The sequence below is a fragment of the Microbacterium sp. NPDC090007 genome (assembly GCF_044748345.1).
Classification (GTDB): Bacteria; Actinomycetota; Actinomycetes; order Actinomycetales; family Microbacteriaceae; genus Microbacterium.
The window spans coordinates 136,572-155,956 of record NZ_JBIVFV010000002.1 but is presented as its reverse complement, the minus strand read 5'-3'; the positions used below and the strand labels follow the sequence as shown (position 1 = coordinate 155,956).

Here is a 19,385-nt window from a genome sequence, read left to right as displayed (position 1 = left end):
GATTACTCGACGATGGCCTCGAGGTTCGACTGCGCGGTCGACAGCAGGGCCTGCGGGTCACCGGTCTTCAGCGACTCCAGCTGGGCGTTGAAGTCGGTGATGACGTCGGCGGCCCCGGCCATGTTCGGCGGGAACTGCGCGTACTCGGCTCCGGCGAGGAAAGCGGTCTGGTCGGGGTTGGCGCTGGACCACGCGTCGGCGGCGGACTGGATCGAGGGCATCGGGCCGAAGGCCTCGGAGAACGCCAGCTGCTGATCGGTGCTGGTCAGGAACTCCACGAGCGAGCGCGCCTGCTCCTGGTTGGCGCTGTCGGCGGCCATGCCCCAGCAGTTGGTGAACTGCAGCGTGCCCTGGCCACCGGGGCCTGCGGGCAGCTCGGCCACGGTGTAGTTGACGTCGGGGTAGTCGGCCGACATCGCGCCCGAGATCCAGTTGCCCTCGATGACCATCGCGGCCTTCTGAGTGCCGAAGGCCTCGCCACCCCAGCCCGCGCCCACATCGGCCGCGAACGCGAAGGTGCCGTCGTTGAGGTGCGTCTTGACGTAGTTTAAGGCCTCGACGTTGGCGGGGCTGTCGGCGGTGGCCTGTCCGTCGGTGACGAGTCCCCCTCCGGCCTGCGCCATGAAGGCGCCGACACGCTGGTACTCGGCGCCGAAGGCCAGACCCACGCGGCCGTCGGCGGTCAGGCGCTGTGCCACGGATGCCAGCTGATCCCACGTCGTGGGGATGTCGGCATCCGTGAGCCCGGCGGCGGACCACAGGTCGGTGTTGATGATGAGCCCGAGGGTGGAGAAGTCCTTCGGTGCGCAGTAGAAGGTGCCGTCGACGGTGAAGTTGTCGACGAGCGAGGGGTAGAAGTCGTCCTTGTTGGCCAGGTCGTCGCCGTAGGCGGCGATCGAGCCGTTCGCCGCGTACCCCGCGAGGGCCTCGGGTGCCAGGTAGAACAGGTCCGGCGGGGAGCCGGCGGCGAATCCCTGCGAGAGCTGCTGGGGGAGGTCGTTGGCGGTCTGGACCTCGGCCTCGACGCCCGACTGCTCGCTCCACGCGGCGACGGCGTCGGTGACGGCCTGGGTCTCGGCGTCGCCCGAGGAGCCGATCAGCAGGGTGAGCTTTCCTCCACCCGAGGCCTGGCCCTCGCCCGGGGTGTCGTTGAAGCCGGATCCGCAGGCGGTGAGCGTGAGGGCTCCCGTGGCGAGCAGGGCGCCGGCGGCGAGGGCCGTGCGCGTGCGGGATGCGGGCAGGTGCCGTGTCATGTGTCTCTCTCCTTCGATGAGGCATGCGACCCCTCCGAGTGCGCGGAGGGCCGTCTTTTTGAACGTTCAAATGACGGTGGAACAAAGGTAAGGAACGGCGGGCCTGCGTGTCAAGCCGTTGCCGGTCGGCCTAGGCTGACGGAACCGCGACGGACCGGCGGCGTCCGGGGGAGTCTTCCTCAGGACGCCCGCGACGAAGCCCGCCCACGACGGCAGAGGGGAGGACGGCGATGATGAAGGCGCCCACCGTCGACGACGTCGCGCGCGTGGCAGGGGTCTCCCGCCAGACCGTCTCGAACGTCGTCAACACCCCCGAGATCGTCCGCGAGGCCACCCGCGTCCGCGTCGAGGCGGCGATCGCCGAACTCGGCTACCGCCCGCACGCCGCCGCCCGCCGCCTGCGCACGCGCCGCAGCTCCACCATCGGCATCCACCTCGATCCCTACGCCGGCGGGATCGCCGGCGTCGTGCTGGACCGCTTCGTGCACGCTCTGACCGAGAGCGCGGGAGAACGCGACATGCGGGTCCTGCTCTACGCCGCGCGCACCGCCGAGGAAGAGATCGTCCGGCTCGCCGACCTGCTCGAAGGGGGAGAGGTGGATGCCGTCGTCATCACCGGAACCTTCTACGGCGACCCCCGCACGGGGTGGCTGAACGCCCGGGGCCTGCCGTTCGTGTCGTTCGGGCGTCCCTGGGGAGAGGACGACGTCGAGGCCCCCGCGCACCTGTGGGTCGACGTCGACGGTGCGGCCGGGACGCACGCGGCCACCGCTCACCTGCGGCACGTCGACGGCGCGCACCGCGTCGCCTTCCTCGGGTGGCCCGCCGGCTCGGGGACGGGCGACGAGCGCGAACGCGGATGGCGCGAGAGCGTCGGGGGCGCCCGCGGACCGCGCTGGGTGGTGGAGGACAGCGTCGCCCTGGCTCGCGACGCCGTCGCCGCCGGACTCGCCCAGCACCCGGACGTGGACGCCATCGTGTGCGCGAGCGACTCCCTCGCCATCGGGGCCCACCTGGCGGCCGCCGTCGCCGGGCGCCCCGACGTGCGCATCGTCGGCTTCGACAACACCCCCGCGGCCGAGGCCCTCGGGCTCTCGAGCGTCGAGCAGCTGCCCGAGCGGGTGGCGTCCGGGGCCCTGGACCTGCTCATGGGCGACGGCAACGTCGTCGCCCCGCGCGCCGCGACCGCCGGTGCCGCGCACGTGCTCGTCGAGCCGCGCCTCGTCGTGCGCTGACCCGCGGGCGGGGGCGTTCATCGGCGGCCTCGTGTCGGGTGCGCGTGCGCACCGGGGCCCGATGGCGCCGCTGACGCAGGGAGCTCGAGCGTCAGGCGGGACGGCCGAGGCGGCGGGCGAGCTCGTGGGCGGCCGAGGTCGCGGCGGATGCCAGGAGTCCGGCGTCGCGCTCCACGTCGTCCGGCCAGGTGAGCGCCACGGCCGCAGCGGGCCACCCGGTGTGATCGAGCACCGCGGCGGCGACGGAGCGGAATCCGGGGGTCACCTCGCCGTTCTCGCTCGCGAAGCCGTCCGCCCGCACGAGCCGGAGCACCTCGCGCAGCGCGCGCGGAGTCGCGGGGCCCGAGCCGTGTCGCTGCGTGAGGGCGGTGGCATCCGGGAACAGGGCCCGCACCTGCTCGCGGGGGAGCGCCGCGAGCATCGCCCGGCCCGTCGCGGTGAGGTGCGCGGGCAACCGCACGCCCACGTCGGTCACCAGGGCGGGGCGGCGCGGCGCGCGCTCCTCGACGATGTAGAGCACGTCGCGACCGGCGAGCACGGCCAGGTGGGCGCTCTCGCCGACGCGGTCCGACAAGGCCGCCAGCAGTGGTCGACCCAGCCGGGCCAGCGGTTGCTGTCGGGCGTAGCCGCCGCCGAGCTCGAAGGCGGCGGTGCCCAGGCCCCACCGCCGATCGCCCGGCAGGTGCACGACGAAGCCGTGCTGCTCGAGGGTCGCCAGCAGGTGGTAGGTGCTGGATCGCGGGATCGCGAGCGCCGACGCGATGGTCTGCGCCGCCATCGGTCCCGGTTGCCGCGCGAGCAGGGCGAGGATCCGCAGCGTCTGATCGGCGGCGGGGACCTGCGGGCGCGGAATGTCTGGCATGACAGACACAGGATGCCAGAACCCGGTGCCGCACGGGCTCGGCGCGCGATGGAATCGGCTCATGCACACCCGCGTCGTCCTCGGATCCGCCCCCCTCACGCCCCGCGAGGTCGTCGCCGTCGCCCGCCACGACGCCGCGGTGACGATCGATCCGGGCGCCGTGCGGCGCGTCGCCGACACCCGCGCGCTCATCGACGCCCTCGCCGACGATCCCCAACCGCACTACGGCATCTCGACGGGCTTCGGCGCGCTCGCCACCACCTTCATCGCCGAGGACCGCCGCGCGCCGTTGCAGGCCAGCCTGATCCGCTCGCACGCGGCGGGTACCGGTGCCGAGGTCGAACGCGAGGTGGTGCGCGCGCTGATGCTCCTGCGGCTGCAGACGCTGGCGACCGGACGCACGGGGGTGCGACCCGTCGTCGTCGAGACGTACGCGGCCCTGCTCAACGCGGGGATCACCCCGATCGTGCGCGAGTACGGCTCGCTCGGCTGCTCGGGCGACCTCGCACCGCTGTCGCATGTCGCCCTCGCGGTGATGGGCGAGGGAGAGGTGCGCGACGGCACGGGAGGGCGCCGACCCGCCGCCGAGGCGCTCGGCGCCGCGGGCATCGCCCCCGTCGTGCTGCGCGAGAAAGAGGGGCTGGCCCTCATCAACGGCACCGACGGCATGCTGGGCATGCTGCTGCTCGCCCTGCACGACCTCGAGATGCTGCTGACCACGGCCGATGCGGCGGCCGCGCTGTCGATCGAATCGCAGCTGGGGACGGATGCCGTCTTCGCCGCCGACCTGATGGCGCTGCGCCCCCAGCACGGTCAGGCGGTCTCCGCCGCGCACCTGCGCGCCTTCCTCGCGGATTCGCCCCTCGTCGCCAGCCACCGCGGCCCCGGGTGCACGCGCGTGCAGGACGCCTACTCGTTGCGCTGCGCACCGCAGGTGCACGGCGCCGCGCGCGACACGATCGACCACGCCGCGCGCATCGCCCGCCAGGAGCTGGCCTCGGCGGTCGACAACCCCGTCGTCACCGCGGACGGTCGTGTCGAATCGAACGGCAACTTCCACGGGGCGCCGGTGGCCTACGTCCTGGACTTCCTCGCGATCGCGGTGGCGGATGTGGCATCCATGTCGGAGAGGCGCACCGATCGCGCGCTGGATGCGGCGCGCAGCAACGGCCTGCCGCCGTTCCTCGCCGACGAGGTGGGCGTGGACTCGGGCCTGATGATCGCGCAGTACGCCGCGGCGGGGATCGTCTCGGAGCTCAAGCGTCTGGCCATGCCCGCGTCGGTGGACTCGATCCCCTCCAGCGCCATGCAGGAGGACCACGTGTCGATGGGCTGGGCGGGCGCCCGCAAGCTCCGCCGTGCGATCGACGGACTCGCCCGCGTGCTCGCCATCGAGGTGCTCACCGGATGCCGCGCCCTCGACCTGCGCGCCCCGCTCGCACCCGCCCCGGCCACCGGCGCCGTCCGCGACCTCATCCGTCAGCGGGTGGCCGGGCCGGGCCCCGACCGCTTCGTGTCGCCCGAGATCGAGGCCGTCACCGAGGCGGTCCTCGCGGGCGAGGTCGCCCGGGTCGCCCTCGCGCAGGTGCGTCCCGCCCCCGTCCCGTCCGCCTGACCCCCGCCCGCGTCCCGATCGAAGGAGATCACGCATGACCGACCCGATGGCATCCGCCGCCGCCGCGCCCGCCGCGGCATCCGCACCGGCCGCCGCACCGGTCCCGCCGGCCGCCGCATCGGCCGCACCCACCGTGGCGTCCGCACCGGTCCCGCCCGCCGCACCCGCCGCCGCACCCACCGTGGCATCCGCACAGGCCGCCGCACCGGTCCCGCCCGCCGCCGCATTGGCCGCACCCACCGCGGCATCCGCACCGGTCCCGCCCGCCGCGCCCGCCGCCGCACCGGTGGACCGATCCGTCGCACGCGGTCCCGTCCGCGCCGCGCGCGGCGACATCCGGACGGCGAAGAGCTGGGGTGCCGAGGCCGCCAAGCGCATGCTCATGAACAACCTCGACCCCGAGGTCGCCGAGCGGCCCGACGACCTCGTCGTGTACGGCGGCACGGGCAGGGCCGCCCGCTCGTGGGCCGCGTACGACGCGATCGTGCGCACGCTCGACGAGCTCGAACCCGACGAGACGCTGCTGGTGCAGTCGGGCAAGCCGGTCGGGGTGTTCCGCACCCACGAGTGGGCGCCGCGCGTGCTCATCGCCAACTCGAACCTCGTCGGCGACTGGGCGACCTGGCCCGAGTTCCGCCGCCTCGAAGACCTCGGTTTGACCATGTACGGCCAGATGACCGCCGGGTCGTGGATCTACATCGGCACGCAGGGAATCCTGCAGGGCACCTACGAGACGTTCGCGGCGGTGGCGCGGACGCTGAACCGCGCCTCGACGGCCTCCACCACCGGGTCGGAGGACCCCGCCGACGATCTGCGGGGGACGCTGACCCTCACCGCCGGGTGCGGCGGCATGGGCGGAGCGCAGCCCCTCGCGGTCACGATGAACGGCGGCGCCGTGCTCATCGTCGACGTCGACCGGGCACGCCTGAACCGTCGCGTCGCGCACGGCTACCTCGACGAGGTCGCCGACGACCTCGACGCCGCGGTCGAGAGGGTGACCGCTGCCCGCCGGGTGGGCGAGGCGCTGTCGGTGGGTGTCGCCGGCAACGCGGCCGAGGTGTTCCCGGAGCTGCTCGCCCGCGGCATCCCGGTCGACATCGTCACCGATCAGACCAGTGCGCACGACCCGCTGTCGTACCTGCCCGTGGGTGTCTCGGTCGAGGAGTGGGCGACCGAGGCCGCGCGCGATCCCGAGGACTTCACCCGCCGCGCCCGCGAGAGCATGGCGGCGCACGTGCGCGCGATGGTCGGGTTCCAGGATGCCGGGGCGGCGGTGTTCGACTACGGCAACTCCCTCCGTCGCGAAGCGGAGCTGGGGGGCTTCGACCGGGCGTTCGCGTTCCCCGGGTTCGTGCCGGCCTACATCCGCCCGCTCTTCGCCGAGGGCAAGGGGCCGTTCCGATGGGTGGCCCTGTCGGGCGACCCCGAGGACATCGCCAAGACCGACCGAGCCGTGGCCGAGCTGTTCCCGCACGATGCCGCCCTGCACCGCTGGCTCGACAAAGCGGGCGCGACGGTCCCCTTCGAGGGCCTCCCCGCCCGCATCTGCTGGCTCGGCTACCAGGAGCGGCATCTCGCGGGGCTGCGCTTCAACGAGATGGTGGCGTCGGGCGAGCTGGCGGGACCGATCGTCATCGGTCGCGACCACCTCGATTCCGGTTCCGTCGCCTCGCCCTACCGCGAGACCGAGGCGATGGCCGACGGCTCCGATGCGATCGCCGACTGGCCGCTGCTGAACGCCCTGCTCAACACCGCGAGCGGAGCGTCCTGGGTGTCGATCCACCACGGCGGGGGCGTCGGGATCGGCCGCAGTATCCACGCCGGTCAGGTGTGCGTGGCCGATGGCACCCCGCTGGCCGCCGAGAAGCTCGCACGCGTGCTCGTGAACGACCCCGGCACGGGCGTCATGCGGCACGTGGATGCCGGCTACGACCGCGCCCGCGAGGTCGCCGCCGCGCGCGGCCTGACGATTCCGATGCCGTGACGGCGCTGCTGCTGACGGGGATCGGCGAGTTGACGACCAACGTCGCCGATCCCGACGACCCCTGCGGAACACGCAACGACGCGGCCGTGCTGGTCCGCGACGGTCTCGTGGCGTGGATCGGATCGACGGATGCCGTGGACGAGGCGCTCGCGGCCTCGTCGACGCCCGCCGGCCCCGGCGCCGAGGTGCGGGTCGTCGACGTGGGCGGTCGGGCCGTGATCCCCGGGTTCGTGGACAGTCACACCCACCTCGTGTTCGCGGGGGACCGCGCCGAGGAGTTCTCGGCCCGCATGGCGGGTCAGGCGTACGCGGCCGGCGGTATCCGCACCACGGTCGCCGCGACCCGCGCCGCCGCCGACGACGAGCTGCGCGAGCGTCTCGCCACCCTCGTCGCGGAGTGCCGCGCGCAGGGGACGACGACGCTGGAGATCAAGACGGGGTACGGTCTGGACGTCGCCACCGAGTCGCGCCTGGCCCGTCTGGCGGCCGAGGCGACGGACGAGGTCACCTTCCTCGGGGCGCACGTGGTCGCCCCCGAGTTCGCCGATCGGCCCGAGGCCTACGTCGACCTCGTCGTGGGCGACATGCTCTCGGCGGTGGCTCCGCTGGCGCGGTGGATCGACGTGTTCTGCGAGCAGGGCGCCTTCACCGCCGCGCAGAGTCGGCGCGTGCTCGAGGCGGGACGGGCGGCGGGTCTCGGCATCCGGGTGCACGGCAATCAGCTCGGGCCGGGCGCGGGCGCCGCGCTCGCGGTCGAGATGGGCGCCGCGGCGGTCGATCACTGCACGTATCTGTCGGACGATGACGTGACCGCGCTCGCCGGCTCGGGCACCGTTGCGACACTGCTGCCCGGCGTGGAGTTCTCGACCCGCCAGCCTTATCCGGACGCACGTCGTCTCCTCGACGCTGGCGTCACCGTGGCGCTGGCGAGCGATTGCAACCCCGGTTCCAGCTTCACCGGCTCGATGCCGCTGATGATCGCCCTCGCCGTCCGCGAGATGGGGATGACGCCCGCCGAGGCGGTCTGGGCGGCGACCGCGGGCGGAGCGCGGGCGCTGCGCCGCGATGACGTGGGGATCCTCGCTCCCGGGTCCCGCGCCGACCTCGTGCTGCTGGACGCGCCGTCGCGCGTGCACCTCGCCTATCGGCCCGGTGTGCCGCTGGTGCGGTCCGTGTGGAAGGACGGCGTCGAGGTCTGATCCCTGTCGGGCGCCGGCGCGCGGATGCCGCCGACCTACGGCGTGAACAACTCGAACTCGTCGGGGGGCACGGCATCCACGTCGTCCCAGGTGCCCTCGTGCCAGGTGAACACCGCCACCGCGCACGTGAGCATGCGCTCGTCGCGGCCGGCGAGGCGCGAGACGAGAGCGCTCATGCCGGGGTCGTGCGCGACGACCATCACCTCGTCCGAGCCCGCGGCGCGCGCGGCGTCGAGCAGGCGGTCGGCGGAAGCCAGATAGAGCTCGGGCCGCTCCTGCACGGCCGCGTCGAAGACGCGCGAGAACGCCTCGGCCGTCTGTCGCGCGCGCAGTGCCGTGCTCGAGAGCAGGGTCTCGGGACGAATGCCGGCCTTGCGCACCGTGCGCGCCATGGCGGGGGCATCCCTTCGCCCGCGGTCGTTGAGCGGCCGGTCGTGGTCGTCGAGGCCCTCGTCGGCCCAGTCCGACTTCGCGTGTCGTGCGAGGACGAGTTGGATCATGGTCTTTCCGCCAATCCGGCCAGGAGCTCGAGGACGCACAGCGCGGCCAATCGAACGGTGCGGGCGTCGTCGGTGTCGGCCGTGGCGTCCACCTCGACGATGTCGGCGCTGACGACGCCGGGGTCTCGGGCGAGGCCGCGCACGAGTGCCCGCAGCTCCCAGGCGGCGAGGCCGCCGGGCACGCTGGCGGGGCATCCCGGGGCAACCGAGCGGTCGCACACGTCGACGTCGATGTCGAGGTGGATGCGGTCGCGGCGCGGGAGACCGTCGCCACCCCCGGCGATGCGCAGCGCCTCGGCCACGACGTCGTCGATGCCGCGGCGGCGCACCTCGTCGACGGGGACGACCGTGATCCCGGCGTCGAGCGCCCGCCGGGCATAGGCCGCGGAGTTGGCGAAGTCGGCGAGGCCGATCTGCACGATGCGACGGGGGTCGAGACCGTCGGCGATCAGGCGGCGCACGGGGGAGCCGTTGGACTCGCCGTCGCGCAGGTCGAAGTGGGCGTCGAGGGTGATGAGTCCGCGCGCGCCGCGCCCCTGCGCGACGGCGTACGTGGCGGAGTTGTCGCCGCCGAGGGCGACGACGAGCCGTGCCGCGTCGAGGGCGTGGACCGCCGCGCGCACGCGCGCTTCGCCGTCACGGCCGTCGGGCTCGTCGACGTCGCCGGCGTCCGCGATGCGCAGCGACGCGTTCAGATCGATCGGGGGCGGGCCGAGCAGGGTGGGCGAGAAGCGGCGCAGGGCCGCGCGCACCGCCGCCGGGGTCTGGCCGGCCCCGGTCGCGGACAGCGAGGTGCGCCAGGCGGGGACGCCGAGGAGGACGGCATCCACCCCGTCGGCGGGCGCCGGCCAGTCTCCGGCACGGGGCCAGAGGGGATCGATCGAGAGAGCGCTCATGCCGAGACGTACACCCACGCAAAGCGCCCGCTCGCGAGCACGACGGAGGTGCGGCGGTACAGCGCCACCTCGTACTCGTCGGCGGCGTCGAGCTCTTCGGCGTCGAGGGCGAGCACCCGACCGAAGACCCGGTCCCGCGGGTCGCCGGTGTGACGCAGGATGGGGTGCTCGTCGAGTCCCGACAGCTGCGCGACCCGCTCGTCGCCCACGTCGACCCACTCGAGGCGGTAGCCGGCGAGGACGTCGTCCTCGCCCGCGACGACGCGGCCGAACGTGTCCAGCTGCACGTCGGGCAGCTGGAGCGTCCCGTAGGAGAAGAGGAACTCCGCGGTCCCCGAACCGTCGCTCACCCGGCCCAGGCTACTCACCCGTCGCGCGGCCGGCGCGGTGCGACGCGAGGCCTGGTCGCGCAACGTCTCGGACACGGCGCGATGCGCGCCGACGCGGGCGATCCCGCCCCGCCCGGACGGGCGGCGCGTGCGTTCGGGGAACCGGGCGACCGGGGCGGTCATGATCCCCACGTGAGGTGGGCGACCGTGAAGATCACCAGCCCCGCCAGGGCGCCGACGACCGTGCCGTTCAGACGGATGTACTGCAGGTCGCGGCCGACCATGAGCTCGATCTTCTCGGTGGTCTCTTCGGCATCCCACCGCTCGACGGTGTCGGTGATAATCGAGGCGATGTCGTGCCGGTAGCGTCCGACCACGAAGACCGCGGCGTCGATCACCCAGCCGTCCACGCGCTTCTGCAGCGTCTCGTCGCGCTGCAACCGTTCGCCCACCTCGGCCAGGGCGGCCGATGCGCGCCGACGCAGGGCGCTGTCCGCATCGCCGAGGGAACGCAGCAATCCCGCCTTGGCGGTGTTCCAGGCGTCGGCGGCGAGCTGGCGCACCCGGGGGCTGTCGAAGACCGCGGCCTTGGCCTCTTCGAGGCGGACCATCGTGGCGGGGTCGTGCTGCAGGTTGTCGGCGAGGCGCGCGAGGTAGCCGTCGATCGCGCCGCGGGCCTGGTGAGCGGGATCGGCGCGGACCGCGTCGACGAACTGCACCGCCTCGCGGTACACGGTGTCGTCGACCAGGCGCGCGGCCATGCTCGGCACCCACGACGGCAGCCGGCGCGACACCAGCCCGTGGAACGTGTCGCGGTTGTTGCCGAGCCACACGGCGATGTTGTCGAGCGCGAGATCGACGGCACCGTGGTGCGCGCCCGAGCCGACGACGCGCTGCAGCCAGCCGCCGATCGACGGTCCCCAGTCGGGCGAGAGCAGGTGCTCGCGGGCGAGGTCTTCGATCAGTACTTGCACGTCGTCGTCGTCGAGCGCCGTGAGGATGCTCGTGGCCAGGGTCGCGCCCTCGGCGGCGACGCGCTCGGCGTGGGTGGGGCCGGCGAGCCAGGCTCCCGCGCGGGCCGACAGCGGCGTCGACTCGAGTTTGGTGCGCACGACGTCGCCCTCGAGGAAGTTGGTCTCGACGAACTCGCCGAGCTGCCGGCCGATCTCGTCCTTGCGGCGGGGGATGATCGCGGTGTGCGGGATGGGCAGTCCGAGGGGATGCCGGAACAGCGCCGTCACCGCGAACCAGTCGGCCAGGGCGCCGACCATGCCGCCCTCTGCGGCCGCGCGGACGTACTGCAGCCATTCGACCTCGCGCTGGAACGGGAACGACACCGCGAAGATCAGCGCCATCCCGAGCAACGCGCCGAGGGCCACACCCTTCATGACGCGCAGGGCGCGGCGGCGTTCTTGATCGGCCGGACTCAGCGCGGCGGTGGGCGTGCGCGCCATCAGTCGGTCACCGGGCCGAGCCACGCGGCGGCGGTCGTGGAGTGCGCCGACTCGGCGTCGGAGGGGTGGAACATGCCCGCGAGCACGTCGCGGTACAGGCGGCTCAGCTCGCTGTGCGCGAAGTACGCGGACCCGCCGCCGACGAGGATGGCGTCGTCCACGACCTCCTTCGCCATCGACACGGCGCGGTACTTGACCCCGGCGAGCAGCGAGAACCACCGGCCGCCGTGGTCGGCCCGCGAATCGACGTCGTTCGCGAGGGTCGCGAGCTGCGGGGGCAGCGCGTCGTAGGCGAGCGCCATGTCGGCCACGCGCCAGCGGATGTCGGGGTCGTCGGCATAGACCGTTCCCGTCTTCTTCGAGCGCCGCGCCGTCGCCGCCGCGACCGCGAGCTCGAGGGCACGGCGCGCGATGCCCGTGTACACCGAGGCGAGCAGGATCTCGAACACCGCGAAGATGCCGAACACCAGCGGGTCGGGCTGCGGGCCGGGGGCGAGGCGCCGGATGACGCGGTCGGCCGGCGCGTGCGCCCCGCGCAGCTCCGTCGTGCGGCTCTGCGTCCCGCGCATGCCCAGGGTGTCCCAGTCGTCGCGCGCCACGATGGCGTCGCCGCGCTCGAGGAAGGCGAAGACCATCTTCGGGGCGTCGGCCGAGGTGGTGTCGAGACCGTGCACGCCCAGATGCGTCCACACCGGCGACAGCGAGGTGAAGATCTTGGTGCCGGTGAAGCGGTACCCGCCGTCCGCGTCGGGCTCGGCCGCGGTGTCGCTGCCGAACAGCACCAGGTCGTTGCCCGCCTCGCTGATCCCGAACGCGAACACCTCGCCCGCCGCCGCGCGCTCTTCGACGAAGGCGAGGTCGTCGAGGCCGCGGTCGCGCAGGACCTTGGCGACACCGGTCCACACCAGGTGCATGTTCACCGCGAGCGCCGTCGCGGGAGCGGCTCCCGCCAGACGCTGCTGCAGCAGCGACGCCTCGGCCAGGCCGAGCCCCGCACCGCCCTGCGCGCGGGGGACCAGGATGCCGAGATACCCCGCCGCCCGGAGCTCGTCGAGGTCGTCGTGCGGGAAGGTGTTCTCGCGGTCGTGCACGGCGGCCCGTTCGCGGATGCGCGCGAGCAGGTCGTCGGGCAGGAACCGAGCCGGGTCGAACGAGGTCATGGCATCCATTGTGGACGTGTCCACCGACATCGCGGGTGGGGGTGGCGGATGCGGTCGAGCGGTGCGCGCTCGATCGCGCCGGACGCCCGCGTCAGCGCAGCGCGTCGAGCAGGGCCGCGACGGTCGCCTCGGGACGATCGCGGTGGGGGGAGTGCCCCGCGCCCGCGATGACGCTCATCGTCACCGCGGGGTTTCGCAGGACCTCGGCCGCCAGCTCGCCGGTGAAGAGCGAGTGCACGGCCGGGTCGGCACCCAGCACGTGCGTGGGCACGGTCAGCGCGGCGGCGTGGGCGCGGACGTCCCACGGGTCGTTCTGCGCCGAGGTCTGCTCGATCGCCCAGCGGCTGGCGCGCTGCGTCGCCCGCGCCTTGAGCTCGACGTCGAGCGGATGCCAATCGGGATGCGTCGCGCGCACCGTCTCGACCCGCGGGTCGGCGAAGGACTGCTCCTGGCTCACCCGCACGACCTCGCGGTCCTGCAGCGAGAGCGCGATCGCCGGGTCGACGAGCACGAGCCGGCGGGTCCACGCGGGACGGGTCGCGGCTGCCACGGTGGCCGCCGCCCCGCCGAGGGAGTGGCCGACGACGGCATCCCACGCGCCGCCGCCGTCGGGCACGGTGGCGACGAGGTCGGCGGCGTAGGCGGCGACCGAGTAGTCGAGCGCCCGCGGAGCGTCGCCGTGACCGCGCAGGTCGACCGCGGTGGCGCACCACCCCGCCTCCCCGAGTGCCGTGCCCAAGCGCCACATCAGAGCGCCGTCCGAGCCGAGGCCGTGCGCGAGCAGGACGGGGGGCGCGTCGGCGGCGCCCCACGACAGGCGGGGGAGGATCACGGGTGCGGGCATGGCATCCATTGTGCTGTCCAGGGTCCGGAGGCATCGCGCCCGGTCCGCCCCCGCGTCACGGAACGACACCAGAATGGATGCCATGATCTCGACCGAGATGGCCCTGGCCCTGCGCGAGGCGGGACTGGTGTGGCACCCCCGCTCCGGTGATCGCTTCCAGCTCGACGAGCCGGAGTTCGACGCCGACGTCTTCACCGTCAGCGACATGACGATCGAGCCGCGCGACTACCCGACCGGGCGCATCCTCGCCTTCAACGGCACGACCGAGTGGGCGCTGGACTCGGTGGCGACCGAGGACGCGTTGTGGCTGCCGTCGGAGTCGCAGTTGCGCGAAATGCTGCGCTCGACCTTCCGGTCGCTGCGGCGTCTGTCGGACACGTACGAGGTCGAGATCTCGGTGGGCGGATCCACCCTCGTGTTCGACCACCCCGCTCCCGCCGACGCCTACGCCCTCGCGGTCCTGGAGCTGTTGCGACGGACGCACTGAGGGCCGTGCGGTCCACGTCTCGGGGGGCGGGCCCGCGGCTGCGGTCGGTCGTCAGGTGACCGTGGGGACGGGCTCGGTGTCGGGGATGGGGCTCGCATCGCGGTGGCGCAGGTCGGGGAAGCCGCGCACGAACACCGCCGACACGATGAGGCCGGCGACGGCGAACCCGGCCGCGGCCACGTACGCGCCCGTCGGCCCGACGCCGTCGACGAGGAATCCCGCCACGGCCGAGCCCGCCGCCGCGCCGATGAGCTGACCGGTGCCGATCCAGCCGTAGGCCTCGGCGGTCTCGCTGAAGCGCACGCTCGCGCTGGTCATGGCGAACATCACCGCGAGGGCGGGGGCGATGCCGGCGCCCGCCACCAGCAAGGTCGCCCCGAGCCACCAGGCGTTGAGCGAGACGATCGTGAGCGAGAGGCCGAGGGCGACGATGGCGAAGCGACGGGCCATCGCCCAGGGGCCGATCGGGATGTGCCCGAACGACAGGCCGCCCGCGAGGCTGCCCACCGCGAAGACCGCCAGGACGAGTCCGGCCTCGAGGCCGCCGTGGTCGAAGGTGGCCACCACCCCGGCCTCGACCGCCGCGCACGCCCCGATGAGGAGGAATCCGGTCGCGGTCGCCAGGACCACCGGGGGCTTGCTGAGGACGCGCCCGAGGCCCCGGCGGCTGCGCGGGATGCGGACGCGGCCGACCTCGGGGCTGAGGATGAACCATGCACCGCCGACGATGAGGATGACGACGACGAGCAGAAGACCGGGCACCGTGCCGATCTGGGTCGCGACGAGCGTGATGAGCACCGGGGCGAGCACCCAGATGATCTCTTGCAGCGAGGCGTCGAGGGAGTACAGCGGCGTCAGCTGCTTCGACGGCACCATCTTGGGGTAGATGGTGCGCACGGCCGACTGCACCGGAGGGGTCGACAGTCCCGCGATCAGGCCCAGCGCCATGTAGAGGGGCAGGGGCAGCTCGATCAGCGCGAGAGCGGCGATCGCCGCGGCGCACACGAGCAGGGTGACCGTCAGCACGCGGCGCATGCCCCAGCGGCCCATCCATCGGCTCGTCACGGGCCCCGCGACGGCCTGGCCGATGCTCGTGGCAGCCAGCACCAGGCCCGCCGCCCCGTACGACCCCGTGACGTGCTCGATGTGGAGCAGGATCGCCAGGCTCGTCATGCCGTTGGGGAAGCGCGCCGTCAACTGCGCGGCGATGATGCGCCCCACGCCGGGGGTGCGGAGGAGTTCGCGGTAGGCGGCCACTTCACAACGTTACAGCCGAGGTGCGGCATCCGCGGAGGAGTGGGGAGGGGGACGGATGCCGCGACACGCCGCGACACGCCGGAACCGACTTTCCACCGCCTGTGCGATGTCGGAACCCCCGTCTAGCGTCCGATCTGTGGACAGCCGGCGTCGACATTCGCGAGAACCGCGGAAACGCGCCTGTTAACAGAGCTCCAGAAGGGGGTGGATCTGTGGATGAAATCGTGGAGAACCTGTGTTGTACATGGAAAGAGACGGTGGAAAATCACACCGATGTAACTACTACCCCTTGTGGTGCCTTCCGATGTCGGCACCCATATGTAGTATTGAGGTCCCGGCGAGCCCTGCCCGCCCGGACGACGATTTTCCAGGGGAGAGAGAGAACGACATGGCGATCACGGTCTACACCAAGCCGTCCTGCGTCCAGTGCACCGCGACCTACCGCGCACTCGACTCGAAGGGCATCGAGTACAACGTGCTCGACCTGTCCGAAGACCCGTCGGCACTCGAGCAGGTCAAGTTGCTCGGGTACCTGCAGGCACCCGTCGTCATCACCGACGAGGACCACTGGTCGGGCTTCCGCCCCGACAAGATCGACGAGCTCGCGTCGCGCCTGGCCTGATCCGGCGACGGGCCCGCAGACCTCCGCCATGAGTGCTGTCAGGTCGGCGACCGAGGCTCCGCTGCTGGTCTACTTCTCGAGCGTGTCCGGGAACACCGCGCGTTTCATCGAGAAGCTCGGCAAACGGGCCGTGCGCATCCCGCTGCGACCGACCGACGCGCCCCTCCACGTCGACGAACCGTTCGTGCTCGTCACCCCCACCTATGGCGGGGGTGCCGGCCGGGGCGTCGAGAAGGGCGCGGTCCCCAAGCAGGTCATCCGCTTCCTCAACGAGGAGCGCAACCGACGCAACATCCGCGGGGTCATCTCCGCGGGGAACACGAATTTCGGCGACGCCTTCTGCCTCGCCGGCGACATCGTCGCGCGCAAGTGCGCGGTGCCGCATCTCTATCGACTCGAAGTCTTCGGCACCCCCGACGACGTCGAACGGGTCACCGAAGGATTGGAACGATGGTGGAAGTTGAGCTGACCGACGTGGACTTCAAGACGGAGGCCCGCTTCGAGGGTCTGGATTACCACGCGCTGAACGCGATGCTGAACCTGTACGACGCCGATGGCAAGATCCAGTTCGACGCCGACAAGCGCGCCGCGCGCGAGTACTTCCTGCAGCACGTCAACCAGAACACGGTGTTCTTCCACTCCCTCAAGGAGCGTCTGGACTACCTCGTCGAGAAGGAGTACTACGAGCCCACCGTGCTCGCGAAGTACTCGATGGAGTTCATCCAGGAGCTCAACGACCGCGCGTACGGCGCCAAGTTCCGCTTCGAGACGTTCCTCGGCGCGTTCAAGTACTACACGAGCTACACGCTGAAGACCTTCGACGGAAAGCGCTACCTCGAGCGCTTCGAAGACCGCGTCGTCATGACGGCCCTGGCCCTCGCCGACGGCGATCCGCGTCTCGCGGTGCAGCTCGTCGACGAGATCATCTCGGGGCGCTTCCAGCCCGCGACCCCCACCTTCCTCAACGCCGGCAAGGCGCAGCGCGGTGAGCTCGTGTCGTGCTTCCTGCTGCGTATCGAAGACAACATGGAGTCGATCGCCCGCGGCATCAACTCCGCGCTGCAGCTGTCCAAGCGCGGCGGCGGCGTGGCTCTGCTGCTGTCGAACATCCGCGAGTCCGGTGCGCCGATCAAGCAGATCGAGAACCAGTCGTCGGGCATCATCCCCGTCATGAAGCTTCTCGAAGACAGCTTCAGCTATGCCAACCAGCTCGGCGCTCGTCAGGGCGCGGGTGCGGTGTACCTCAACGCCCACCACCCCGACATCCTGCGCTTCCTCGACACCAAGCGCGAGAACGCCGACGAGAAGATCCGCATCAAGACGCTCTCGCTGGGTGTCGTCATCCCCGACATCACGTTCGAACTCGCCAAGAACGGCGAGGACATGTACCTCTTCTCGCCCTACGACGTCGAGAAGGTCTACAAGAAGCCCTTCGGTGACATCTCGGTGACCGAGAAGTACCGCGAGATGGTCGACGACCCGCGCATCAAGAAGACCAAGATCAATGCGCGCGAGTTCTTCCAGACGCTCGCCGAGATCCAGTTCGAGTCGGGCTACCCGTACATCATGTTCGAGGACACGGTGAACAAGGCCAACCCGATCGCCGGCCGGATCAACATGTCGAACCTGTGCTCGGAGATCCTGCAGGTCAACACGCCGACGACGTACAACGAGGACCTCTCGTACGACACCATCGGCAAAGACATCTCGTGCAACCTCGGCTCGATGAACATCGCCCTGGCGATGGACGGTCGCGACCTGGGCCTCACGGTCGAGACCGCGATCCGCGCCCTCACCGCGGTGAGCGACCAGAGCCACATCGCCTCGGTCCGCTCGATCGAGGACGGCAACGACCGTTCGCACGCCATCGGTCTCGGTCAGATGAACCTGCACGGCTACCTCGCCCGCGAGCACGTGCACTACGGCTCCGACGAGGGCATCGACTTCACGAACATCTACTTCTACACGGTGCTGTTCCACGCGCTGCGCGCCTCGAACCGCCTCGCGATCGAGCGCGGCACCTCGTTCGACGGCTTCGAGAACTCCACCTACGCCTCCGGCGCGTTCTTCGACAAGTACACCGACCAGGTGTGGGAGCCGCAGACCGCCAAGACGAAGGAGCTGTTCGCCGGCATCCAGATCCCCACGCAGGACGATTGGCGCGAGCTCAAGGCCTCCGTCCAGGCGCACGGCATCTACAACCAGAACCTGCAGGCGGTGCCCCCGACCGGTTCGATCTCGTACATCAACAACTCCACGAGCTCGATCCACCCGATCGCGTCGAAGATCGAGATCCGCAAAGAGGGCAAGCTCGGTCGGGTGTACTACCCGGCTCCGTTCATGACGAACGAGAACCTGGAGTACTACCAGGACGCGTACGAGATCGGCTACGAGAAGGTCATCGACACGTACGCCGCCGCCACGCAGCACGTCGACCAGGGTCTGTCGCTGACGCTGTTCTTCAAGGACACCGTCACCACGCGCGACATCAACAAGGCTCAGATCTACGCCTGGCGCAAGGGCATCAAGACCATCTACTACATCCGTCTGCGTCAGCTGGCGCTCGAGGGCACCGACATGACCGAGTGCGTCTCGTGCATGCTCTGATCCGCTGACCACCCATCGATCAAGGACACAGGAACGACATGGCTGAGAAGCTGCAGTTGCTGAACCACGTACAGGCCATCAACTGGAACCGCATCCAGGACGACAAGGACCTCGAGGTCTGGAACCGTCTGGTGAACAACTTCTGGCTGCCCGAGAAGGTGCCGCTGTCCAACGACATCCAGTCGTGGAACACGCTCACCCCCGAGGAGCAGACGCTCACGATGCGCGTGTTCACCGGGCTCACCCTCCTCGACACCATCCAGGGCACGGTCGGCGCCGTCTCGCTCATCCCCGACGCGATCACGCCGCACGAAGAGGCGGTGTACACCAACATCGCCTTCATGGAGTCGGTGCACGCCAAGAGCTACTCGTCGATCTTCTCGACGCTGTGCTCGACGAAAGAGATCGACGAGGCCTTCCGCTGGTCGACCGAGAACGAGTTCCTTCAGAAGAAGGCACGCATCGTCATGGACTACTACCGTGGCGACGACCCGCTCAAGCGCAAGGTCGCCTCGACCCTGCTGGAGTCGTTCCTGTTCTACTCGGGCTTCTACCTGCCGATGCACTGGTCGAGCCGCGCCAAGCTCACCAACACGGCCGACCTCGTGCGCCTCATCATCCGCGACGAGGCCGTGCACGGGTACTACATCGGCTACAAGTTCCAGCGCGGTCTCGAGACCGTCGACGAGGCCCGTCGTCAGGACATCAAGGACTACACGTTCTCGCTGATGTACGAGCTCTACGACAATGAGGTGGGCTACACCCAGAGCCTCTACGACGCGGTCGGCCTGAGCGAGGACGTCAAGAAGTTCCTGCACTACAACGCCAACAAGGCGCTGATGAACCTCGGCTACGAGGCGATGTTCCCCGCGTCGGTCACGAACGTGAACCCGGCGATCCTGTCGGCCCTGTCACCGAACGCCGATGAGAACCACGACTTCTTCTCAGGGTCCGGTTCGAGCTACGTGATCGGGAAAGCAGAGGCCACCGAAGACGACGACTGGGACTTCTAAATTCCGCGTGATTCCGCGGTTCTACCGCACTGACAAGGCCCCCGGCCGGTCGCCCTCTCGGGTGATCT

At 71.2% G+C, this 19,385-nt stretch carries 18 protein-coding genes; 9 read left to right on the top strand and 9 right to left on the bottom strand.

Annotation, left to right across the window (positions count from 1 at the left end; all coding sequences use genetic code 11):
• Positions 1–2: 2 nt before the first annotated feature.
• Positions 3–1,253 (bottom strand): extracellular solute-binding protein, encoded by a 1,251-nt coding sequence (locus ACIPVB_RS09250; protein ID WP_400368428.1) that lies wholly within the window; start codon positions 1,251–1,253, stop codon positions 3–5.
• Between the two features lie 230 nt (positions 1,254–1,483).
• On the opposite strand from ACIPVB_RS09250, the gene ACIPVB_RS09245 reads away from it, so the two are divergent.
• Positions 1,484–2,488: a LacI family DNA-binding transcriptional regulator gene (locus tag ACIPVB_RS09245; RefSeq protein ID WP_400368426.1), complete on the top strand. Its 1,005-nt coding sequence runs from the start codon at positions 1,484–1,486 to the stop codon at positions 2,486–2,488.
• 91 nt (positions 2,489–2,579) lie between these two features.
• Here ACIPVB_RS09245 and ACIPVB_RS09240 read toward each other — a convergent pair whose 3' ends face one another.
• Positions 2,580–3,350, bottom strand: a complete 771-nt coding sequence (locus ACIPVB_RS09240) for an IclR family transcriptional regulator (RefSeq protein ID WP_400368424.1) — start codon at positions 3,348–3,350, stop codon at positions 2,580–2,582.
• 61 nt (positions 3,351–3,411) lie between these two features.
• Here ACIPVB_RS09240 and hutH point away from each other — a divergent pair, with 61 nt between their 5' ends.
• From hutH to hutI, 3 genes are read left to right on the top strand one after another with little or no spacing between them, the layout of a single operon-like run.
• Positions 3,412–4,965 (top strand): histidine ammonia-lyase, encoded by a 1,554-nt coding sequence (hutH, locus tag ACIPVB_RS09235; protein ID WP_400368422.1) that lies wholly within the window; start codon positions 3,412–3,414, stop codon positions 4,963–4,965.
• 34 nt (positions 4,966–4,999) lie between these two features.
• The gene (locus ACIPVB_RS09230; RefSeq protein WP_400368421.1) at positions 5,000–6,949 is read left to right on the top strand and encodes a urocanate hydratase; all 1,950 of its coding nucleotides are present in this window, start codon (positions 5,000–5,002) and stop codon (positions 6,947–6,949) included.
• A complete protein-coding gene (gene hutI / locus ACIPVB_RS09225) occupies positions 6,946–8,148 on the top strand; it encodes an imidazolonepropionase (RefSeq protein ID WP_400368420.1) in 1,203 nt (400 codons plus the stop codon). Before ACIPVB_RS09230 ends, hutI begins: the two co-directional genes overlap by 4 nt.
• Before the next feature lie 35 nt (positions 8,149–8,183).
• On the opposite strand, the gene ACIPVB_RS09220 is transcribed toward hutI, so the two are convergent.
• From ACIPVB_RS09220 to ACIPVB_RS09195, 6 genes are all read right to left on the bottom strand, one after another.
• Positions 8,184–8,648, bottom strand: a complete 465-nt coding sequence (locus tag ACIPVB_RS09220; protein WP_400368419.1) for a SixA phosphatase family protein — start codon at positions 8,646–8,648, stop codon at positions 8,184–8,186.
• Positions 8,645–9,544 (bottom strand): agmatinase family protein, encoded by a 900-nt coding sequence (locus ACIPVB_RS09215; RefSeq protein ID WP_400368418.1) that lies wholly within the window; start codon positions 9,542–9,544, stop codon positions 8,645–8,647. Before ACIPVB_RS09215 ends, ACIPVB_RS09220 begins: the two co-directional genes overlap by 4 nt.
• Positions 9,541–10,056, bottom strand: a complete 516-nt coding sequence (locus ACIPVB_RS09210; RefSeq protein ID WP_400368416.1) for a gamma-glutamylcyclotransferase family protein — start codon at positions 10,054–10,056, stop codon at positions 9,541–9,543. Before ACIPVB_RS09210 ends, ACIPVB_RS09215 begins: the two co-directional genes overlap by 4 nt.
• Positions 10,053–11,327 (bottom strand): DUF445 domain-containing protein, encoded by a 1,275-nt coding sequence (locus ACIPVB_RS09205; protein ID WP_400368415.1) that lies wholly within the window; start codon positions 11,325–11,327, stop codon positions 10,053–10,055. The genes ACIPVB_RS09210 and ACIPVB_RS09205 overlap by 4 nt, the downstream gene beginning before the upstream one ends.
• Positions 11,327–12,487 (bottom strand): acyl-CoA dehydrogenase family protein, encoded by a 1,161-nt coding sequence (locus ACIPVB_RS09200; RefSeq protein ID WP_400368414.1) that lies wholly within the window; start codon positions 12,485–12,487, stop codon positions 11,327–11,329. Before ACIPVB_RS09200 ends, ACIPVB_RS09205 begins: the two co-directional genes overlap by 1 nt.
• A 91-nt stretch (positions 12,488–12,578) precedes the next feature.
• The gene (locus tag ACIPVB_RS09195) at positions 12,579–13,331 is read right to left on the bottom strand and encodes an alpha/beta fold hydrolase (protein WP_400368413.1); all 753 of its coding nucleotides are present in this window, start codon (positions 13,329–13,331) and stop codon (positions 12,579–12,581) included.
• A gap of 82 nt (positions 13,332–13,413) precedes the next feature.
• Between ACIPVB_RS09195 and ACIPVB_RS09190 the strand changes: the two genes are divergently transcribed.
• Positions 13,414–13,818: a pilus assembly protein CpaE gene (locus tag ACIPVB_RS09190; protein WP_400368412.1), complete on the top strand. Its 405-nt coding sequence runs from the start codon at positions 13,414–13,416 to the stop codon at positions 13,816–13,818.
• Between the two features lie 51 nt (positions 13,819–13,869).
• On the opposite strand, the gene ACIPVB_RS09185 is transcribed toward ACIPVB_RS09190, so the two are convergent.
• On the bottom strand, positions 13,870–15,075 hold the full coding sequence (locus ACIPVB_RS09185; protein ID WP_400368411.1) for an MFS transporter: 1,206 nt from the start codon (positions 15,073–15,075) through the stop codon (positions 13,870–13,872).
• 388 nt (positions 15,076–15,463) lie between these two features.
• Here ACIPVB_RS09185 and nrdH point away from each other — a divergent pair, with 388 nt between their 5' ends.
• From nrdH to nrdF, 4 genes are read left to right on the top strand one after another with little or no spacing between them, the layout of a single operon-like run.
• Positions 15,464–15,697 carry a glutaredoxin-like protein NrdH gene (gene nrdH, locus ACIPVB_RS09180; protein WP_349851647.1) on the top strand — a complete coding sequence of 78 codons (234 nt, stop codon included), beginning with the start codon at positions 15,464–15,466 and terminating at the stop codon, positions 15,695–15,697.
• 28 nt (positions 15,698–15,725) lie between these two features.
• Entirely contained in the window at positions 15,726–16,166 is a 441-nt protein-coding gene (gene nrdI / locus ACIPVB_RS09175; protein ID WP_400368409.1) for a class Ib ribonucleoside-diphosphate reductase assembly flavoprotein NrdI, read from the top strand.
• Complete coding sequence (gene nrdE, locus ACIPVB_RS09170) at positions 16,148–18,304, top strand: class 1b ribonucleoside-diphosphate reductase subunit alpha (protein WP_400368407.1); 2,157 nt, start codon at positions 16,148–16,150, stop codon at positions 18,302–18,304. The genes nrdI and nrdE overlap by 19 nt, the downstream gene beginning before the upstream one ends.
• 38 nt (positions 18,305–18,342) lie before the next feature.
• Positions 18,343–19,317, top strand: coding sequence for a class 1b ribonucleoside-diphosphate reductase subunit beta (gene nrdF, locus ACIPVB_RS09165; protein ID WP_400368405.1), 975 nt, complete (start codon positions 18,343–18,345; stop codon positions 19,315–19,317).
• The last annotated feature ends 68 nt before the right edge of the window (positions 19,318–19,385 follow it).

What these genes read in the sequence shown, in the direction of transcription:
- hutH (WP_400368422.1), top strand. Translation starts at nt 3,412, where the DNA reads ATGCACACCCGCGTCGTCCTCGGATCCGCCCCCCTCACGCCCCGCGAG.
- ACIPVB_RS09195 (WP_400368413.1), bottom strand. Translation starts at nt 13,331, where the DNA reads ATGCCCGCACCCGTGATCCTCCCCCGCCTGTCGTGGGGCGCCGCCGAC.
- ACIPVB_RS09200 (WP_400368414.1), bottom strand. Translation starts at nt 12,487, where the DNA reads ATGACCTCGTTCGACCCGGCTCGGTTCCTGCCCGACGACCTGCTCGCG.
- ACIPVB_RS09245 (WP_400368426.1), top strand. Translation starts at nt 1,484, where the DNA reads ATGATGAAGGCGCCCACCGTCGACGACGTCGCGCGCGTGGCAGGGGTC.
- nrdF (WP_400368405.1), top strand. Translation starts at nt 18,343, where the DNA reads ATGGCTGAGAAGCTGCAGTTGCTGAACCACGTACAGGCCATCAACTGG.
- ACIPVB_RS09240 (WP_400368424.1), bottom strand. Translation starts at nt 3,350, where the DNA reads ATGCCAGACATTCCGCGCCCGCAGGTCCCCGCCGCCGATCAGACGCTG.
- ACIPVB_RS09220 (WP_400368419.1), bottom strand. Translation starts at nt 8,648, where the DNA reads ATGATCCAACTCGTCCTCGCACGACACGCGAAGTCGGACTGGGCCGAC.
- ACIPVB_RS09210 (WP_400368416.1), bottom strand. Translation starts at nt 10,056, where the DNA reads ATGACCGCCCCGGTCGCCCGGTTCCCCGAACGCACGCGCCGCCCGTCC.
- ACIPVB_RS09215 (WP_400368418.1), bottom strand. Translation starts at nt 9,544, where the DNA reads ATGAGCGCTCTCTCGATCGATCCCCTCTGGCCCCGTGCCGGAGACTGG.
- ACIPVB_RS09205 (WP_400368415.1), bottom strand. Translation starts at nt 11,327, where the DNA reads ATGGCGCGCACGCCCACCGCCGCGCTGAGTCCGGCCGATCAAGAACGC.
- ACIPVB_RS09250 (WP_400368428.1), bottom strand. Translation starts at nt 1,253, where the DNA reads ATGACACGGCACCTGCCCGCATCCCGCACGCGCACGGCCCTCGCCGCC.
- nrdI (WP_400368409.1), top strand. Translation starts at nt 15,726, where the DNA reads ATGAGTGCTGTCAGGTCGGCGACCGAGGCTCCGCTGCTGGTCTACTTC.
- ACIPVB_RS09190 (WP_400368412.1), top strand. Translation starts at nt 13,414, where the DNA reads ATGATCTCGACCGAGATGGCCCTGGCCCTGCGCGAGGCGGGACTGGTG.
- nrdE (WP_400368407.1), top strand. Translation starts at nt 16,148, where the DNA reads ATGGTGGAAGTTGAGCTGACCGACGTGGACTTCAAGACGGAGGCCCGC.
- ACIPVB_RS09230 (WP_400368421.1), top strand. Translation starts at nt 5,000, where the DNA reads ATGACCGACCCGATGGCATCCGCCGCCGCCGCGCCCGCCGCGGCATCC.
- nrdH (WP_349851647.1), top strand. Translation starts at nt 15,464, where the DNA reads ATGGCGATCACGGTCTACACCAAGCCGTCCTGCGTCCAGTGCACCGCG.